The sequence below is a fragment of the Uliginosibacterium sediminicola genome (assembly GCF_039631295.1).
In the GTDB taxonomy this organism is placed as follows: Bacteria; Pseudomonadota; Gammaproteobacteria; order Burkholderiales; family Rhodocyclaceae; genus Viridibacterium; species Viridibacterium sediminicola.
The window spans coordinates 43416-60052 of record NZ_JBDIVE010000013.1 but is presented as its reverse complement, the minus strand read 5'-3'; the positions used below and the strand labels follow the sequence as shown (position 1 = coordinate 60052).

The following is a 16637-nucleotide window of genomic DNA, read 5'->3' as shown; positions in this document are numbered from 1 at the left end:
GTCAGGCTTTCAGTGTGTCGGTCTTGAAGGGCAGATCACGCAGGCGCTTGCCGCTGGCGGCGGCAATCGCGTTGGCGACCGCAGGCGCCAGCGGTGGCACGGCGGGCTCGCCGATGCCGGTCGGCTTCTCCGGCGAGGCGATGATATGCACCTCGACTTTCGGCATCTCGTTGATGCGGATCGGCGCGTAGTCGTGGAAATTGGATTGCTCGACCACGCCCTCCTTGAGCGTGATGGCGCCATGCAGCGCGGCGGAGAGTGCGTAGCCGATGGAGCCTTCGACCTGGGCGCGGATGACGTCCGGGTTGATCGGCACGCCGCAGTCGACGCCGCACACCACGCGGTCGACGCGGATGCTGCCATCGCGCTGCAGGGTGATCTCGGCCACTTCGGCGACATAGCTGCCGAAGGATTCATGCACGGCCACGCCACGCGCGCGGCGCTCGCCCTTCTTGCCCGGCTTGAGCGGCGTGCCCCAGCCGGCCTTTTCGGCGGCGAGCTTGAGCACGGCGCTGTGGCGCGGCTGGTTCTTGAGCAGGTCGAGACGGTAGGCGACAGGGTCTTTGCCGGCCTGCTTGGCGAGCTCGTCAATGAAGGTCTCGGTGGAGTAGGCCGTGTGGGTGGAGCCGACCGAACGCCACCAGTGCGAGGGCACGGCGATGTCGGTCGGTGTGTGCAGGTCAACGAGCTTGGCGGGAATGGCGTAAGGCAGGTTGGCCGCACCTTCGACCGAGACGGGGTCAATGCCGTTCTGCACCATGCCTGCAAACGGCGAGCCGCTGAGGATGGACTGGCCGACCAGGCGATGGCGCCAGGCGGTGGCATTGCCTTGTGCGTCGAGCGCAGCTTCGATGCGGTGGTGGAACATCGGACGGTAGTAGCCCGCCTTCATGTCGTCTTCGCGGAACCACACCATCTTCACCGGTGCGCGGCCCTGGAAGGCCTGGGCGATGGTGACGGCTTCGCGCACGTAGTCAGCATCCTTGCTGCCACGGCGGCCGAAGCTGCCCCCGGCGTAGAGCATATTGATCTTGACCTGTTCGACCTTGATGCCGAGCAGGGCAGAGACAGCCATCTGGTCGCCGGTCTGCATCTGCTCGCCGTTCCAGATCTCGCATTCGTCCTTGCCCAGGCGCACCACGCAGTTGAGCGGCTCCATCGCGGCATGGGCGAGGAAGGGGAAGTCGTAACTCGCGCTCAGCACCTTGGCGGCCGCAGCGAAGGCGGCGTCAGCGTCACCGCTCTTGTGCGCGACGGCACCGGGCTGCTTGGCAAGCGCGTGGTAGCGCGCGAGGATTTGCTCGCTGCCAAGCTTGAAGGCGGCGCTGTCGTCCCACTCGATGCGCAGTGCATCGCGGCCCTTCTTGGCGCTCCAGGTGTCTTGCGCGAGCACGGCCACGCCGGTGGGAATCGCCACGACATCGACCACGCCCTTGATCGCCTTGGCTTGCGCGGCATCGAAAGATTTCACCTTGGCGCCGAAGTGCGGCGGGTGCGCGACGACGGCGGTGAGCATGCCGGGCAGATGGATGTCCTGCGTGTAGATGGCTTTGCCATTGACCTTGTCGGCCGAATCCTTGCGCGGCGCGCGCTTGCCGACCAGCTTGAAGTCCTTGGGGTCTTTGAGCTGGATGTTGGCGGGCACGCTCTCGTTGGCGGCAGCGAGGACGAAATCGCCGAACTTGCCGGAGCGATTCGACGCAGCGTGACTGATGAGGCCTTCGCTCACCGCAATCTCGCTGGCCGGCACTTGCCATTGCTTGGCTGCGGCGGCGACGAGCATGGCGCGCGCGGCGGCGCCTGCCTGACGCATCTGCATCCAGCTATTGGCCATGGCGCTGCTGCCGCCGGTGCCCTGGAACGGGCCCCAGAGTGTGTTGGCATAACGCTTGGCATCGGCCGGCGCGCCTTCGACGCGCACCTGCGACCAGGCTGCGTCGAGTTCTTCCGCCACGATGGTGGCGATGCCGGTGTAGGTGCCCTGACCCATCTCGATGTGCTTGGAGATGACGGTGACGACGTTGTCAGTACCGATGCGCACGAAGGCATTGGGCTCGAAGTTTGCGGCGGCTTCCGCAGCGCCGGGGGGCAAACCAGGGCCGGTGGCGGCTTGCGTGGTGGGCAGGTAGACGGCAAGGCTGAGTCCGGCAACGCCTTGCAGGAAGCGGCGGCGGCTATCGTTCTCGATGTGGGGTGTGTTATTCATGTTCGCGCTCCTCAGGCCAGGGCCTTGGCGGCTTCGTGGATGGCAGCGCGGATGCGCACATAGGTGGCGCAGCGACAGATGTTGCCGGCCATCGCGGCGTCGATGTCGGCATCGCTCGGCTTGCGGTTCTTGGTCAGCAGGGCGACGGCGCTCATGATCTGGCCGGACTGGCAGTAGCCGCACTGCACGACATCGAGGCGCTTCCAGGCTTCCTGTACGACTTGCGCGACCTTCTGCTTGTCGACGCCTTCGATGGTGGTGATCTTGTGCCCGGCGGCGACCGATACCGGCGTGACACAGGAGCGGATCGGCTGGCCATCCATATGCACGGTACAGGCGCCACACAGGGCCATGCCGCAGCCGAACTTGGTGCCGGTCAGCTGCAGCGTGTCGCGCAGCACCCACAGCAGGGGGGTGTCAGGCGCCACGTCGACGCGCGTGGCTTTACCGTTGATGTTGAGGGTGATCATTGGGGTCTCCGTGGGCGCAGGAATGCAGGTATGCATTCTGCGCAGAGGCCAGCCGATGAGTTAGCTCAATCCTGCTCGGTTCTTGCCTGATTCTCCAAAGCCAGGTCGAATCAGGGCAAACCATTAGGGTGCTAGCCGAACGGCATATCAGGCTGGCACGCGTGCGCTGGCACGGCTGGGGCGGACCGGGCGTTTGAGCAGGCTTTCGATGTCGCGCCTGGGCGGTGCGCCGAACAGGCGGCTGTACTCGCGGCTGAATTGCGAGGCGCTCTCGTAGCCGACCTGGAAGGCGGCGCTGGCGGCATCCACATGCTCGTTGAGCATCAGGCGGCGTGCCTCGTTGAGGCGCAGCCACTTCTGGTACTGCAGCGGGCTCATCGCCGTGAGTTGGCGAAAGTGGTGATGCAGGCTGGACTGACTCATCTGGATGCGTGCGGCCAGTTCCTCGATGCGCAGCGGCTCGGCATAGTGCGCCTTCAGCCAGTCGATGGCGCGCGAGATGCGCTGGCTCTGGCTGCCTGATGAGACGATTTGCCACAGGCGTTCGGCCTGGTCGCTCAACAGCAGGCGGTAGTGGATTTCGCGCTGGATCAGCGGGGCCAGCACGGCAATCGCATCGGGCTCGTCGAGCAGATCGACCAGGCGCTTGATCGGTTCGAGCAAATCGGGCGTGGTGGTGCCCAGGGCGACACCGCGATTGGCACCACGCTCCAGCGGCGGGGTCAGCCCGCCCTGGGCGATCAGCTCGGCCATGATGCGCAGATCGAGTTTCAAGACCAGGCCCAGACAGGGTTCTTCCGTACTCGCCTCGATCACCTGCGAGCTGGCCGGCAAGTCGATGGAATTGATCAGGAAGCGTTCGCGGTCGTAGGGGTAGGCGTCATCGCCGACCAGCATCTGCTTGGCGCCCTGGGACACCAGCACCACGCTGGGTTCGACCATACAGGCGCAGGGCTGGGTGATCTTCTCGCGGCGGAAGAACAGCAGGGCGGGGATGCGCGTGCACAGATCCTCGTCGCCCGTTGTGCGCTTGGCAATTGCCGCCGCCAGCGCCTGATGCAAGGCGCTGCACTGTGTGGTCTGTGAATGGGTATCGAGCGCCATGTCGCCTCCGTGATCAGCCCTTGCCAATGTAATCGGCAGCGCATGGTTTGTCCTGAATATGGCGTGCAGATTGGAGGATCAGGCAAGAAATACGGAGGATTGTTCGCTGCTGCGGGTGGCAAAAAAATCGGCCACCGATGATGCGGTGGCCGATCTGTGCAGTGCTGCGTCGGAGCGTGGGCTCAGACGACGGCTTCTTCTTTCTTTTTGACCGGCTTGATGAACTGCTCGCGCGACACGCCCAGCCACATCACCAGCGGGCTGGCGACCAGCACCGAGGAGTAGATGCCGAAGCAGATGCCGATGGCCAGGGCCAGCGAGAAGTAGTGCAGGGTCGGGCCGCCGAAGAAGAACATCGACAGCACCATCATCAGCGTACAACCGTGGGTGATGATGGTCCGCGAGATGGTGCTGGTGATGGCGTGGTCGAGCACTTCGGGTACGCTGAGGGCGCGCATGCGGCTGTTCTTGAAGGTTTCGCGCACGCGGTCGAAGACCACCACCGATTCATTCACCGAGTACCCCAGCACGGCCAGGATGGCGGCCAGCACCGGTAGCGAGAACTCCCACTGGAACAGTGCAAAGAAGCCGACGATGATCACCACGTCATGCAGGTTGGCGATGATTGCTGACAGCGCGAAGCGCCATTCGAAGCGCAGGGCGAGGTAGATCATGATGCCGACCACCACCACCAGCAGGGCCATCGAACCGTCCTGCGCCAGCTCCTTGCCGACCTGCGGGCCGACGAAGGACACGCTGCGCAGCTCGGGGTGGCCGCTGCTTGCCGCCTTGATGCTGGCCATGATCTTGTCCGAGACCTTGGCCGAGCTTTCATCGGCGCGGTTGGGCACGCGGATGATGATGTCACGCGAGGTGCCGAAGTTCTGCACCAGCGCATCGGGGTAGCCGATCTGGTTGAGCGCGCCGCGCAGCGAATCGAGCTGCGGCGCTTCCTGGTAGGCCACCTCCATCACCGTGCCGCCGGTGAATTCCACCGAGTAATGCAGGCCGCGGATGAGGATGAAGGCCACCGCCAGAATGAAGGTCGCCAACGAGATGACGTTGAAGACCAGGGCCCGTTTCATGAACGGGATGTCTTTGTGGATGCGGAAAAATTCCATGGTTTCTCTCCCGCCGCCTTGTCAGGCGCCGGCCTTCCAGATTTGACCGATCGCGAGCTTGTCGAGCTTGCGGCGGCGGCCGTAGACGAAGTTGGTGATCATGCGCGAGACGAACACCGCGCTGAACATCGAGGTCAGGATGCCCAGCACGTGCACCGTCGCGAAGCCGCGTACCGGACCGGAACCGAAGATCCACAGCGCCAGGCCGGCGATCAGCGTGGTGACGTTGGAGTCCAGAATGGTGCCGAAGGCGCGTTCGTAACCGGCGTTGATCGCCGCTTGCGGGCTGGCGCCGTTGCGCAGTTCTTCGCGGATGCGTTCATTGATCAGCACGTTGGAGTCGATGGCCATCCCCAGTGCCAGCGCGATAGCGGCGATACCCGGCAGGGTCAGCGTCGCTTGCAGCATCGACAGGAGGGCGACCAGTAGCAGCAGGTTGGCGCCCAGCGCCAGCGTCGAGATCAGGCCGAACAGCATGTAGTAGAAGCACATGAACACGGCGATGGCGACAAAGCCCCACAGCGTCGATTCGTAGCCCTTCTTGATGTTGTCAGCACCCAGGCTCGGGCCGATGGTGCGCTCTTCGATGATGTCCATCGGCGCAGCCAGCGAGCCGGAGCGGATCAGGATGCCCAGGCGGTTGGTCTCTTCGGTGGAGAACTGGCCGGTGATCTCGAAGCGGTTGCCGAACTCGCTCTGGATGGTGGCCACCGAGATGGCTTCGCCCTTGCCCTTTTCGAACAGCAGGATGGCCATGCGCTTCTTGATGTTCTCACGCGTGACCTGGCGCATGATGCGGCCGCCGGCGGCATCCAGTTGCACCGACACGGCGGGGTTCTGATTGCTGTCGAAGCTGGCGCCGGCGCCGACGAAGCGGTCGCCGGTGAGCACCACCTGCTTCTTGACGAACACCGGGTAGCTCACGCCATCACGGATTTCCGGGAAGCTCTCGGCGCCCGACAACGAGGGGTCGCTCAGGTCCGCGCCTTCCTGCACCAGACGCACTTCCAGCGTGGCGGTACGGCCGATCAGGTCCTTGGCCTTACCCACGTCTTGCACGCCGGGCAGTTCGACGACGATGCGGTCGGCGCCTTGCTGCTGGATCACCGGTTCAGCTACGCCCAGTTCATTGACGCGGTTGTGCAGGGTGGTGATGTTCTGCTTGATCGCCTCGTCCTGGATGCGCTTTTGTTCGGTCGGCGAGAGGCTGGCGATGAGCAGCTGGTCGTTGCCTTCGCTGCGTTCGCTGAGGGTCAGGTCTGGGTGGTTGTCGCTGATCGCGTAGCGCGCTTTCTGGCGTGCGGCGGCATCGGCGAAGCGGATCGTCAGCGTGATGCCATCGCGGCGGATGCCGCCCTGGCGGATGTCTTTCTCACGCAGCAGGGTGCGCAGGTCGGCCGAGGTGGCGTCCAGGCGCTTGGTCAGCGCACCGTTCATGTCCACTTGCAGCAGGAAGTGCACGCCGCCGCGCAAGTCCAGGCCAAGGTACATCGGCAGCGCGTTGATCGAAGTCATCCAGCGCGGGCTGGCCGACAGCAGGTTGAGCGCAACGACGTAGCTGGTGTCCTTGGGGTCCGGATTGAGCGTGTGCTCGATCAGGTCGCGCGCCTTGAGCTGGGTATCCGTGTCGCTGAAGCGTACGCGCAGGCTGGTCTCGTCACGCAGGCTGCCGGTGTTCTTGATACCCGCCTGGTTGAGTGCGTCGAGCACGCGTGTCTCGACTGCGGCATCGATCTTGACGGTGGCGCGGCTTGAGGACACCTGCACGGCAGGCACTTCGCCGAAGAAGTTCGGCAAGGTGTAGAGCAGACCGACGATCAGCACCAGCAGGATCGACAGGTTCTTCCAGAGCGGATAACGATTCATGGTGAGCGAGGAATGAGAGGGGAGGGCAGAGACGAAGGGCCGTGCCAGCGCGATGCTGGACGGCCCGGCGCGCTCACACGGACTTCAGCGTGCCCTTGGGCAGGACGGCGGCCACGGCGGACTTTTGCAGCAGCACTTCGACCTTGTCGGCGATTTCCAGCTTGACGAAGTTGTCACGCACTTCGACAACGGTGCCCGCCAGACCGCTCTGGGTCATCACTTCGTCGCCCTTGGAGAGCGAGTCGATCAGCGCCTTGAGCTCCTTGGCGCGCTTCGATTGCGGGCGAATGATCATGAAATACATGGCCAGACCCATGACCACCAACATCGGCAGCGGGCCAGCCAGCAGGCTTGAGGTATCGCCGGCGGCGGCGGTGGTTTGTGCAACAGCGTCAGAGATCAGGAACACGTTTTACTCCAGCAACATCAATCGGAAGCCGGCGAGTATAGCAGGCCGGGCAGTTCGTACTTATTGCGCTGCGATGTGCTTGACAGACGTCAGGCCACACCACGGGCGCGTCGTGCGGCGAATTCGACCGCGAATTGCGCAAAACGATCCGCATCGATGGCTTCACGGATCTCGCGCATCAGCTGCTGGTAGTAATAGAGGTTGTGGATGGTCATCAGACGCGGGCCCAGCATCTCCTGCGCGCGGTCCAGATGGTGCAGGTAGGCGCGCGAGAAATTACGGCAGGTATAACAGCCGCAGTCCTCGTCGAGCGGGCGCGGATCATCGCGATGCACGGCATTGCGGATCTTCAGATTGCCCCATTGGGTGAACAGCCAGCCGTTGCGCGCGTTGCGGGTCGGCATCACGCAGTCGAACATGTCGATGCCCTGGCTGACGCCATAGACCAGGTCTTCCGGCGTGCCGACGCCCATCAGGTAATGCGGCTTGTCAGCCGGCAGGCGTGGGCCGGTGTGGGCCAGCACGCGGTAGAACTCTTCCTTGGGCTCGCCCACCGACAGGCCGCCGACTGCAAAGCCGTCAAAGCCGATCTCGGCCAGACCGGCGAGCGATTCATCGCGCAGGTCTTCATACATGCCGCCCTGCACGATGCCGAACAGTGCATTGCTGTTGCCCAGCGTGTCATGCGCGTCGCGCGAGCGCCGTGCCCAGCGTGCCGACATGCGCATCGACTTGGCGGCTTCCTCGTGGGTGGCCGGGTAGGGCGTGCATTCGTCGAAGATCATCACGATGTCGGAATTGAGGCCGTGCTGGATGCGCATCGATTCCTCGGGTGTGAGGAAGAGCTTGCGGCCATCGATCGGCGAGGAGAACTTGACGCCTTCCTCGGTGATCTTGCGCAGCGCGCCCAGCGAGAACACCTGGAAGCCGCCCGAGTCGGTGAGGATCGGCTTCTTCCATTGCATGAAGTCATGCAGGCCGCCGAACTTGCTCATCACCTCCAGGCCGGGACGCAGCCACAGGTGGAAGGTGTTGCCGAGCACGATCTGCGCGCCGATGTCGGTGAGTTCATCAGGGCTCATCGCCTTGACCGTGCCATAGGTGCCGACCGGCATGAACACCGGTGTTTCCACCGTGCCGTGGGCCAGTTGCAGGCGGCCGCGACGGGCCTGGCCGTCGGTTTTGAGGAGATCGAATTTCATGCGGACTTTCTTTCGGTGAGGCTGTCGCTCAGGCCCGCGAGGAACATCGCATCGCCGTAGCTGAAGAAGCGGTAACGCTGGGCGATGGCGTGGGCATAGGCGCGGCGGATGGTATCGCGGCCGGCCAGTGCCGAGACCAGCATCAGCAAGGTGGATTTGGGCAGGTGGAAATTGGTGATCAGCGCATCGGCGACCTGGAAATGGTAGCCCGGCATGATGAAGATGCCGGTCTCGGCGCTGCCGGCGACGAGCTGGCCCGTTTGTGCGCCCGATTCGAGCGCCCGCAGCGAGGTGGTGCCGACGCAGATCACGCGACCGCCGGCGGCACGCGTGCGCGCCACGGCGGCGACGGTTTCCGTTGGAATGCTGTACAGCTCGCGATGCATCTGGTGACGCGACAGATCGTGCTCGCGTACCGGCTGGAAGGTGCCGGCGCCGACATGCAGGGTGACAAAGGCGCGCGTCACGCCCAGCGCATCAAGCTCGGCGAACAGCGCTTCGTCAAAGTGCAGGCCGGCGGTCGGTGCGGCGACGCTGCCCAGTTCGCGCGCATAAACCGTCTGGTAGCGCGATTCGTCGCCCGCCGTGGCGGCGTGCTCGATATAGGGTGGCAGTGGCAGCTTGCCAAAGCGCTCGATGTAATTGACGGCCGTGTCGTCGGCCGGAAAACGCAGATGGAAGAACTCGCCGGCGCGGCCTAGCACCTCGACCTCGAAGGTTTCGGCCAGGCGGATGCGGCTGCCGGGTTTGGGTGACTTGCTGGCGCGGATCATCGCCAGTGCTTCGTGGTCGCCGAGCGGGCGCTCGATCATCACCTCGACCTGGCCGCCGCTCTCCTTGTGGCCGAACAGGCGGGCATGCAGCACGCGGCTGTCGTTGAACACCAGCAGGTCGCCGGCGCGCAGCAGGCTGGGCAGATCGCGGAACACGCGGTCGTCCAGCGCATCATTCTGGACGACGAGCAGGCGCGAGGCGGCGCGGTCGGCGAGGGCGGTCTGGGCGATCAGCTCAGGTGGCAGGTGGTAATCGAAATCGTCTAGGGTCAGGGACATCAGCTTCTTGCACGGTATAAAAAAACAATCGGGCGCCGCTTGCTGCGGCGCTGCGCTTCAGGGATAATCCGGCCTCCCCCTGCCGGGGTGGCGGAATCGGTAGACGCAGCGGATTCAAAATCCGCCGCCGAAAGGCGCGAGGGTTCGAGTCCCTCTCCCGGCACCAGTTATCCTGTTTCAGTTCTGAAGCAGGTATTCCCAGAGCAAAATACATAACGCAGCACGGCGCGCATCAGGGCGCTTGTCGGGCGGGTGGCGTTTTGCCGCTTGCCTTGTCATGCAGGGCGCCCGGAATCTACCATTTTTGTGGCTGAAGGCCCATACCTGAGGCAAGCGAACGCGCAGGATCAAAGCAGGCGCTTGAATCTAGGGCAGAATACGGGTTCTTCCTAGGGAGGAACAATGGTCGAGACAGCATCAGATAAGGCAGCCTCAGGCGCCGGTAAGAACAGAGTCGATACCGTCTATGCGGGTATCATCGAGGCAATGTCCAGCGGCGAGTACGCCGAGAGCGCACGCCTGCCCACCGAGGCGGAACTGGCGCAGAAGTACGGCGTGTCGCGGCCGACCGTGCGCGAGGCGCTCTCGCGTCTACGCCTTGACGGCTTGGTCGCTTCGCGGCGCGGTTCCGGCAGCTATGTGCTGCGCCGGCCTGACCGCAACATCCGCCGCTTTGGCGCCATCGAAAGCATTGCCGACGTGCAGCGCTGTTTTGCCTTCCGCATGGCGCTGGAGCCGGCCGGTGCGGGGCTGGCCGCCGATCTGCGCACCCCGCGTGATCTGGAGGAGATTCGCAACCAGTTCGAGGTGCTCGAGGGCGCCCGTGCGGCCGACAACAACGCGCAATACGTCGATGCCGATCTGCAGTTCCATCTGGCCATCGCCCGTGCTTCGCAGAACGTTTTCTTCCATACCGCGCTGGAATTGATCATCGAACAGATGCGTGTCGGCATGCGTCTGGCGCTCAATCTGTCGCTGGAGCGCGAGCGCGTGTGGCGCGAGATGGTGCAGATCGAGCACCGCGAAATCCTCACCGCCATCGAAAAGGGTTCGTCGATGGATGCCGCTGAGGCGATGCGCTTTCATCTGGGCAATGCGCGGCGGCGCCTGTTCGAAGGGCCGAATCTGCCGCAAGGCCGCACTTTCTGAATTGTCTGAAACGGCAGCCATGCGCTGCCGTTTTTCTTTGTCGGTTTGATCCCGCTACCTACACATAAAAACGCCGCCGGCATTTGCATGCCGGCGGCGTTTTGTGTTGCTTCGTTCTTGTTGCTTCGTCTCCGCTAGAGGACGACGTGCCCGGTGATCAGGGTGGGTAGCCAGGTTGAGAACGAGGGGACGTAGGTCACCAGCTGGATCGCCGTCCAGATCGCGAGGTAGTACGGCCACACCGTCTTCATGACTTGCCCGATCGACACTTCGCCAATCGCGCAACCGACGAACTGCACCGTGCCGACCGGCGGGTGAACCAGGCCCAGTGCGCAGTTGAGCAGCAGCATCATGCCGAATTGCACCGGACCGACACCCATCTGGATCGCCAGCGGCAGGAACAGCGGCGCGGTGATCAGGATGTGCGCAGCCATGTCCAGGAAGATGCCGAGGAAGACCTGGATGATGTTGATGTAGAGCAGCATCAGCCAAGGCGTATGGGTGGCCGAGAGCAGGGCTTCGGACATCGCTTCCGGAATCTCCAGCCAGGCCATTTGCCAGCGCAGCATGTTCGACACACCGATCAGCAGCAGGATCACGCCGGTGGTCTTGCCCGCTTTGGCCAGCGCCTTGAGCAGGTTTTGCCAGCTCAGGGTGCGGTACAGCACGCCGGTCAGGAACAGCGAGTAGGTCACCGCAATCGCCGCCGCTTCGGTGGCCGTCGCGATGCCTTCCATCACGCAGACCAGGATGATGGCGATGATCGCCAGACCGGGCAGTGCCGCAACCAGGGAGCGGGTAACCGCCATCCAGCCGGGGAACACGCTGACCATCGAGGTGCCATCGGCGCGCTTGGGGAAGCCGCACTTGACGGCCTGGTAGTAAGCGGCCGAGAGGCAGCAGGTCATGATCCAGAACACCGGCACCAGGCCCGCGAACATCAGGTCACCGATCGACACGCCCTTGATCACCTGGTCGCCGATCATGCCGGCGGCCGTCTGCGCCGCGAAGGCGTAGATGATCATGTTGTGTGAGGTCGGCATCAGCGCGCCGGACAGCGAGGCGTGCGTGGTGACGTTCACCGCGTAGTCGGCGCTGTAGCCTTCGCGCTTCATGATCGGGATCATCACGCCGCCCATTGCCGAGGTGTCGGCCACCGGCGAGCCGGAGACGCCACCGAACAGCGTGCAGGCCACCACGTTGGCCATGCCGAGGCCGCCTTTCCAGTGGCCGACCAGGGTACGCGCGAAATTGACGATCTTGTCTGCCACGCCGCCGTGCAGCATCAGCTCGCCGGAGAAGATGAAGAACGGAATCGCCAGGAAGGAGAACGCGTTCATCCCGGAGATCATCATCTGGAATGCGGTGCTCAGCGGCAGGCCTTCAACCATATAGGTGAGCAGGCAGGCCAGGCCGATCGAGAAGGCGACCGGAACACCGACGATGATGAAGAAGATAAAGCCCAGACAGAGTACGGTCAGTGCCATGATGGAACCACCTTCTTTTTAGTAAACATGGCAATCAGATGCTCGATGGAGAACAGCACGATGAGCACGCCAGCAATCATCGGCGGCACATAGCGCGTCGCTTCGGGAATGCCAAGGATGGGAATGCTGTGCTCGTAGGTATTGAGCGCCATGCTGCCGCAGCCGATGAACAGGATCACGGCGAAAGCGGTGGTCAGCAGGCCAGCGAGTACGCCCACCCAGAACTTGGGACGCTCCGGCAGCAGGCCGACGAGGGATTCGACGCCGATGTGGCCGGCATCGCGCACGCCGGCTGAAGCGCCGAACATGGCCACCGAGATCACCAGCAGCAAGGCCACCTGTTCCATGAACGGGGGCGCATCATTGAAGCCATAGCGCATGATGACGCCGTAATCGACGACGACCACTAGGCCGACCAGGCAGACGCTGGCGATATACATCGACCATCGCGATAGCCTGGAATTCAGTGCAGTAAGCCAATTCATTACCGATCTCCGAAAACCCCGCAGCAAGGCCACGGGGTTTGTCCTGACAATCAAGGATTACTTGACGTTGACGATTTCCTGCACCAGCGCCTTCAGAGCCGGGGTGTTGGCGAACTTGTCCCACACCGGCTTTTCGGCCTTCACGAAGCCGGCGCGATCAATCTCGGCGGCCGACACGATCTTCGCGCCACCCTTGATCACAGCCGCCTTGGAAGCGACTTCCTTGGCTTCCCAGAGCTTCTGGTAGTAGGGCACCGAAGCTTTGGCGGCCTTGCGCAGTGCGTCCTGCTCGGGCTTGCTCAGCGTGTCCCAGACCTTCTTCGAGAAGACCAGCACTTCCGGCATCATCACGTGCAGGGTTTCGCTGTAGACCGGTGCCGATTCGTAGTGCTTGGCTTCGTCGTAGGACGGGTAGTTGTTCTCGGCGGCATCGACCAGACCGGTCTTCAGGCCGGTATAGACCTCGGCCATCGGCATCGGCGTCGGGCTGGCGCCCAGTGCGCTGGCCAGGCTGACCATCAGGTCCGAGTTCTGCACGCGGATCTTCAGACCCTTCATGTCGGCGACGGTCTTGATCGGCTTCTTGGCGTAGACCGAGCGGGCACCGCTCTCATAGAAGGCGAGGGCAACGAAGCCGGCCTTGTCGAAGGCAGCGAGGATCTTGTCGCCTTCAGCGCCGTACATCGCCTTGCGGAAGTGATTGATGTCGCGGAACAGGAAGGGCAGTGCGGGGATCAGCGATTCCGGCACGATGCCGTGGAAGGTGGCGCTGCTCACGCGAACCATGTCCAGCGCGCCGATCTTCACTTGTTCGACGGTGTCCTGTTCCGAGCCGAGCATGCTGTCGCCGAAGACCTTGATCTTGTCCTTGCCGCCGGTCTCTTGCGAGAGTTGCTGACCCATGAAGGCCACGGCCTGGTTGGTCGGGAAGTCCTTGGCGTGGACATCGGCAGAACGGAATTCACGTGCTTGTACCGACATCGACAACACGGCACAGCTCACTGCTGCAACGACCCCCAGCATTTTTACGAAATTCGGCTTCATGCATCCTCCTCGGTTGAAGTAGTGGAGACGGGATGTCTCCCGGAAACAGGTTCTGAATAGCCGCCAGTTGCTCATTTCAGATGTTGTGCGCTGCAACTGGCGACACGGTTTTCAGCTTCCCTGATCGCGCCTGGATAGATCGGCCGCAGGCCCTGAGGACTGCTTTGCATCCGCGCCATTCGCTTTTGAAATAAGTCATTCAGGAAAACTTATGGGCGCATTTTGCCTGACATGTGAGCAATGTTGTCAACGAGTCACACAACTTGCTGCCTTATTCGTGACGTAATTGTGCGAATTTGTTGACAAATGTCAGGCAATTGAATTTTGTGCATCATTGTTGTCATACTTTGTGATGCTGCTCAAAACCTCAGAAATCGCCTCTGGAAAACGCAGCTTCGGCGCGCCGCTTGCCACCGGCTAAGATTTTGAAATTTAAGGAAAACGTATTCCAAAAATGTTGCTTTGCGGTAAAGCATCGGCGATGCGAAGCGCCTGGCTGCTGCGTCGTCAGTGCCGCCGCTGGCGGCGAGGCGTGCGGAAGGGCGGCTTCAGCGGCCTTGCGGCGGCTGGTCCGGTAGTGCTGCGTGCAGGGTTTCGATGTCGCCCGCGCTAAGGAGCGCTTCGACGACAACAGGCAGAGGCTCAGGCCAGATCTCCGCGAAGTCGCATTCCTCTGCCTCGCGCAGCGCGAAGGCCAGCGCTTCGTGTGGCGGCGTGAAGTGCGCCGCAACGCCGGGTTTGTTGCCACGCGCATCGAGGCGGTACCAGCCATGCTCCGGCAGCAAGACGGCATTGAGTCCGTGCAGGCAGTACGGCGGCCCGCTGTCATTGACCGACAGACGCTGGTAGCACAGGCCGGCGGCGATGCCGTTGGCGCGCAGCAGGGCGGCCAGCAGGTGGCTCTTGGCATAGCAGTAGCCGGTGCCGTGGCGTAGTACGGCGGAGGCGCTGCAGGTCAGTGGCCCCTGGCGGAAGTCCCAGCTATGGCGGATTTCGTCACGCACGAAGTGAAAGCAGCGCGCCGCCACCTCCCGTTCGTCGCCAGCGCCCGCCGCCAGGGTTTGCGCACGGGCGGCAATCAGTGGATGCGTGGCATCAATGTGTTCCGAGCTGGCCAGATAGGCGCTCAGCGGGGCGACCGGCTTCATGCTGCAGCTCTGGGGCGTCGGCGGAGGAGCGGCGATTGTAATATGTGGTTTTGTCTGCCGACCTGCCGATGTCCTTACCCCCCGAAGTCCGCCAGTTGCTCGACATGCTCGGGCGCGTTGAAGCACCGCGTCTGCAGGAACAGCCGCTTGAATTCGCGCGGCGCAATTTCCACAAGCTGCTCTATGCCTACCGTGGCGAAGCGCCGCCGATTGCCGAAGCGCGCAGCTTGAGTGTGCCGCGCCGCGAGTTCGCCGGCGGCGCTTTGCAGGCCCGCCTCTACACCCCGTTGGAGGCTGCATCGCCGCTGCCGGTGCTGTTGTGGCTGCATGGCGGCGGCTGGACTCTGGGCGATCTGGCCGGCTACGACGTGCTGTGTCGCCAGTTCTGCGCGCAGGCGGCGTGCGCGGTGCTCGCGCTGGACTATCGGCTGGCGCCCGAGAATCAGTTTCCGGCCGCGCTGGATGATGCCTGCTACGCCCTGGCTTACCTGCAACGCGAGGCCGCTGCGCTGGGGCTCGATGCCCAACGCATCGCCATCGGCGGCGATTCGGCGGGCGGCAATCTGGCTGCCGTGGCAAGTCTGCTCGCTCGTGAGCGCGTGCAGGCGGGCCAGGTCGCGCCGCTGCGTTTGCAGCTGCTGGTCTATCCGACGACAGACCAGACCAGCACGCGCGCCTCGCATGAGCGCTATGCCGAGGGCTATTTTCTTGATCGCGCCTCGATCGAGTGGTTCCAGCGCAACTACCTGCCGGCCGAGTCTGACCGCTATGACTGGCGCGCATCGCCCTTGCTGGCGCCGGATCTGGGCGCTGCGCCGCCGGCGCTGATCCTCACTGCGCAGCACGACCCGCTGAGCGATGACGCACGTGCCTATGCCGAGGCGCTGCAAGCGGCCGGCGTGTCGACGCAGTACAGCGAGTACGCCGGCATGATTCACGGCTTCCTGACCATGGATCGCATCCTGCCCGACGCGGCCCGTGCTCAGCGCGAGATTGCCGCTGCGCTGCGTCAGGCGTTTGCCTGAGTGGTGTTGGGCGGCTCAGTGTTCGAACCAGTCGAGCTGCTCGCGCAGCGCGACCACGCTGCCGATGATCAGCAAGGCTGGCGGGCGCAGGCTGGCGGCGATGACGGCGGCGGGTAGTTCTGCGATGGTGCTGATCACGCTGCGCTGATCGGCATGGGTGGCGCGGCGGATGCAGGCGGCCGGGGTGTCCGGCGGCATGCCGTGGGCGATCAGCTGGCGGCTGATGTCGGGCAGGGCCAGCACGCCCATGTAGATCACCACCGTTTGTTGCGGGCGGGTCAGCGCCAGCCAGTCCAGATCGCAGCTGTCGTCACGCAGATGGCCGGTGACGAAGACCACCGATTGCGCGTGGTCGCGATGCGTCAGCGGAATGCCCGCATAGGCGCCGGCACCGCAGGCGGCGGTGATGCCCGGCACCACTTCAAAGGCGACGCCCGCGGCGTACAGCGCCTGTGCCTCTTCACCGCCACGACCGAAAATATACGGGTCGCCACCCTTGAGGCGGACCACCTGCTTGCCTTCTTGCGCCAGTTTGATCAGCAAGGCGTTGATCGCCTCCTGTTGCAGCGTATGCTTGCCTGATTGCTTGCCGACGTAGATGCGCTCGGCATCGGCGCGGCAGAGGCCCAGTACTTCGTCGCTGACCAGATGGTCGTGCACGATGGCGTCCGCCGCGGCCAGCAGTCTGACGGCTTTGACGGTGAGCAGGTCGGGGTCGCCGGGGCCGCCGCCGACCAGGGCGACACTGCCTTTGCGAGGATGGGATTCGGTCATGGGATCAGGTTCCGTTGGTGCCGCGATTGTAACGGCTTGCTGCTGCGTGCGTCGCTGCGCGCAATCTGATTCACGCCTGTGGCTGCGCTTGCTAT

General features: G+C 63.6%; 15 protein-coding genes and 1 tRNA gene. 3 read left to right on the top strand and 13 right to left on the bottom strand.

All coding sequences use genetic code 11. From position 1 onward, the window contains the following. Position 1: 1 nt before the first annotated feature. The 8 genes from ABDB84_RS18310 to queA all read right to left on the bottom strand — a co-directional run bounded on the left by ABDB84_RS18310 (position 2) and on the right by queA (position 9430). Positions 2 to 2206 (bottom strand): xanthine dehydrogenase family protein molybdopterin-binding subunit, encoded by a 2205-nt coding sequence (locus ABDB84_RS18310; RefSeq protein WP_345921222.1) that lies wholly within the window; start codon positions 2204 to 2206, stop codon positions 2 to 4. Between the two features lie 11 nt (positions 2207 to 2217). Next, positions 2218 to 2676 carry a (2Fe-2S)-binding protein gene (locus ABDB84_RS18305; protein WP_345921221.1) on the bottom strand — a complete coding sequence of 153 codons (459 nt, stop codon included), beginning with the start codon at positions 2674 to 2676 and terminating at the stop codon, positions 2218 to 2220. Between the two features lie 147 nt (positions 2677 to 2823). Beyond that, entirely contained in the window at positions 2824 to 3780 is a 957-nt protein-coding gene (locus ABDB84_RS18300) for an AraC family transcriptional regulator (RefSeq protein WP_345921220.1), read from the bottom strand. A 182-nt stretch (positions 3781 to 3962) separates the two neighbouring features. Then, the gene (secF, locus tag ABDB84_RS18295) at positions 3963 to 4901 is read right to left on the bottom strand and encodes a protein translocase subunit SecF (protein ID WP_345921219.1); all 939 of its coding nucleotides are present in this window, start codon (positions 4899 to 4901) and stop codon (positions 3963 to 3965) included. Positions 4902 to 4922: 21 nt separating this feature from the next. Beyond that, a complete protein-coding gene (gene secD / locus ABDB84_RS18290) occupies positions 4923 to 6767 on the bottom strand; it encodes a protein translocase subunit SecD (protein WP_345921218.1) in 1845 nt (614 codons plus the stop codon). A gap of 73 nt (positions 6768 to 6840) precedes the next feature. Beyond that, entirely contained in the window at positions 6841 to 7176 is a 336-nt protein-coding gene (gene yajC / locus ABDB84_RS18285; protein ID WP_345921217.1) for a preprotein translocase subunit YajC, read from the bottom strand. 89 nt (positions 7177 to 7265) lie between these two features. Then, complete coding sequence (gene tgt, locus ABDB84_RS18280; RefSeq protein ID WP_345921216.1) at positions 7266 to 8378, bottom strand: tRNA guanosine(34) transglycosylase Tgt; 1113 nt, start codon at positions 8376 to 8378, stop codon at positions 7266 to 7268. Then, the gene (gene queA, locus ABDB84_RS18275) at positions 8375 to 9430 is read right to left on the bottom strand and encodes a tRNA preQ1(34) S-adenosylmethionine ribosyltransferase-isomerase QueA (protein WP_345921215.1); all 1056 of its coding nucleotides are present in this window, start codon (positions 9428 to 9430) and stop codon (positions 8375 to 8377) included. The genes tgt and queA overlap by 4 nt, the downstream gene beginning before the upstream one ends. Before the next feature lie 81 nt (positions 9431 to 9511). Between queA and ABDB84_RS18270 the strand changes: the two genes are divergently transcribed. Next, a tRNA-Leu gene (locus ABDB84_RS18270) sits at positions 9512 to 9596 on the top strand. Between the two features lie 236 nt (positions 9597 to 9832). Continuing rightward, positions 9833 to 10579, top strand: a complete 747-nt coding sequence (locus tag ABDB84_RS18265; RefSeq protein WP_345921214.1) for a FadR/GntR family transcriptional regulator — start codon at positions 9833 to 9835, stop codon at positions 10577 to 10579. A 134-nt stretch (positions 10580 to 10713) separates the two neighbouring features. Here ABDB84_RS18265 and ABDB84_RS18260 read toward each other — a convergent pair whose 3' ends face one another. The 4 genes from ABDB84_RS18260 to ABDB84_RS18245 form a co-directional block, all read right to left on the bottom strand. Continuing rightward, positions 10714 to 12066, bottom strand: a complete 1353-nt coding sequence (locus ABDB84_RS18260) for a TRAP transporter large permease (protein WP_345921213.1) — start codon at positions 12064 to 12066, stop codon at positions 10714 to 10716. Beyond that, entirely contained in the window at positions 12057 to 12506 is a 450-nt protein-coding gene (locus ABDB84_RS18255) for a TRAP transporter small permease (RefSeq protein ID WP_345921212.1), read from the bottom strand. Before ABDB84_RS18255 ends, ABDB84_RS18260 begins: the two co-directional genes overlap by 10 nt. Before the next feature lie 102 nt (positions 12507 to 12608). Next, on the bottom strand, positions 12609 to 13595 hold the full coding sequence (locus ABDB84_RS18250) for a TRAP transporter substrate-binding protein (protein ID WP_345921211.1): 987 nt from the start codon (positions 13593 to 13595) through the stop codon (positions 12609 to 12611). Positions 13596 to 14143: 548 nt separating this feature from the next. After that, positions 14144 to 14743: a transglutaminase-like domain-containing protein gene (locus tag ABDB84_RS18245; RefSeq protein WP_345921210.1), complete on the bottom strand. Its 600-nt coding sequence runs from the start codon at positions 14741 to 14743 to the stop codon at positions 14144 to 14146. A gap of 68 nt (positions 14744 to 14811) precedes the next feature. Between ABDB84_RS18245 and ABDB84_RS18240 the strand changes: the two genes are divergently transcribed. Then, positions 14812 to 15768: an alpha/beta hydrolase gene (locus ABDB84_RS18240; protein WP_345921209.1), complete on the top strand. Its 957-nt coding sequence runs from the start codon at positions 14812 to 14814 to the stop codon at positions 15766 to 15768. A gap of 15 nt (positions 15769 to 15783) precedes the next feature. On the opposite strand, the gene cobA is transcribed toward ABDB84_RS18240, so the two are convergent. Next, entirely contained in the window at positions 15784 to 16542 is a 759-nt protein-coding gene (gene cobA / locus ABDB84_RS18235) for a uroporphyrinogen-III C-methyltransferase (protein ID WP_345921208.1), read from the bottom strand. Positions 16543 to 16637 lie beyond the last annotated feature (95 nt).

What these genes read in the sequence shown, in the direction of transcription:
- ABDB84_RS18310 (WP_345921222.1), bottom strand. Translation starts at nt 2,206, where the DNA reads ATGAATAACACACCCCACATCGAGAACGATAGCCGCCGCCGCTTCCTG.
- ABDB84_RS18305 (WP_345921221.1), bottom strand. Translation starts at nt 2,676, where the DNA reads ATGATCACCCTCAACATCAACGGTAAAGCCACGCGCGTCGACGTGGCG.
- ABDB84_RS18300 (WP_345921220.1), bottom strand. Translation starts at nt 3,780, where the DNA reads ATGGCGCTCGATACCCATTCACAGACCACACAGTGCAGCGCCTTGCAT.
- secF (WP_345921219.1), bottom strand. Translation starts at nt 4,901, where the DNA reads ATGGAATTTTTCCGCATCCACAAAGACATCCCGTTCATGAAACGGGCC.
- secD (WP_345921218.1), bottom strand. Translation starts at nt 6,767, where the DNA reads ATGAATCGTTATCCGCTCTGGAAGAACCTGTCGATCCTGCTGGTGCTG.
- tgt (WP_345921216.1), bottom strand. Translation starts at nt 8,378, where the DNA reads ATGAAATTCGATCTCCTCAAAACCGACGGCCAGGCCCGTCGCGGCCGC.
- queA (WP_345921215.1), bottom strand. Translation starts at nt 9,430, where the DNA reads ATGTCCCTGACCCTAGACGATTTCGATTACCACCTGCCACCTGAGCTG.
- ABDB84_RS18265 (WP_345921214.1), top strand. Translation starts at nt 9,833, where the DNA reads ATGGTCGAGACAGCATCAGATAAGGCAGCCTCAGGCGCCGGTAAGAAC.
- ABDB84_RS18260 (WP_345921213.1), bottom strand. Translation starts at nt 12,066, where the DNA reads ATGGCACTGACCGTACTCTGTCTGGGCTTTATCTTCTTCATCATCGTC.
- ABDB84_RS18255 (WP_345921212.1), bottom strand. Translation starts at nt 12,506, where the DNA reads ATGTATATCGCCAGCGTCTGCCTGGTCGGCCTAGTGGTCGTCGTCGAT.
- ABDB84_RS18250 (WP_345921211.1), bottom strand. Translation starts at nt 13,595, where the DNA reads ATGAAGCCGAATTTCGTAAAAATGCTGGGGGTCGTTGCAGCAGTGAGC.
- ABDB84_RS18245 (WP_345921210.1), bottom strand. Translation starts at nt 14,743, where the DNA reads ATGAAGCCGGTCGCCCCGCTGAGCGCCTATCTGGCCAGCTCGGAACAC.
- ABDB84_RS18240 (WP_345921209.1), top strand. Translation starts at nt 14,812, where the DNA reads ATGTCCTTACCCCCCGAAGTCCGCCAGTTGCTCGACATGCTCGGGCGC.
- cobA (WP_345921208.1), bottom strand. Translation starts at nt 16,542, where the DNA reads ATGACCGAATCCCATCCTCGCAAAGGCAGTGTCGCCCTGGTCGGCGGC.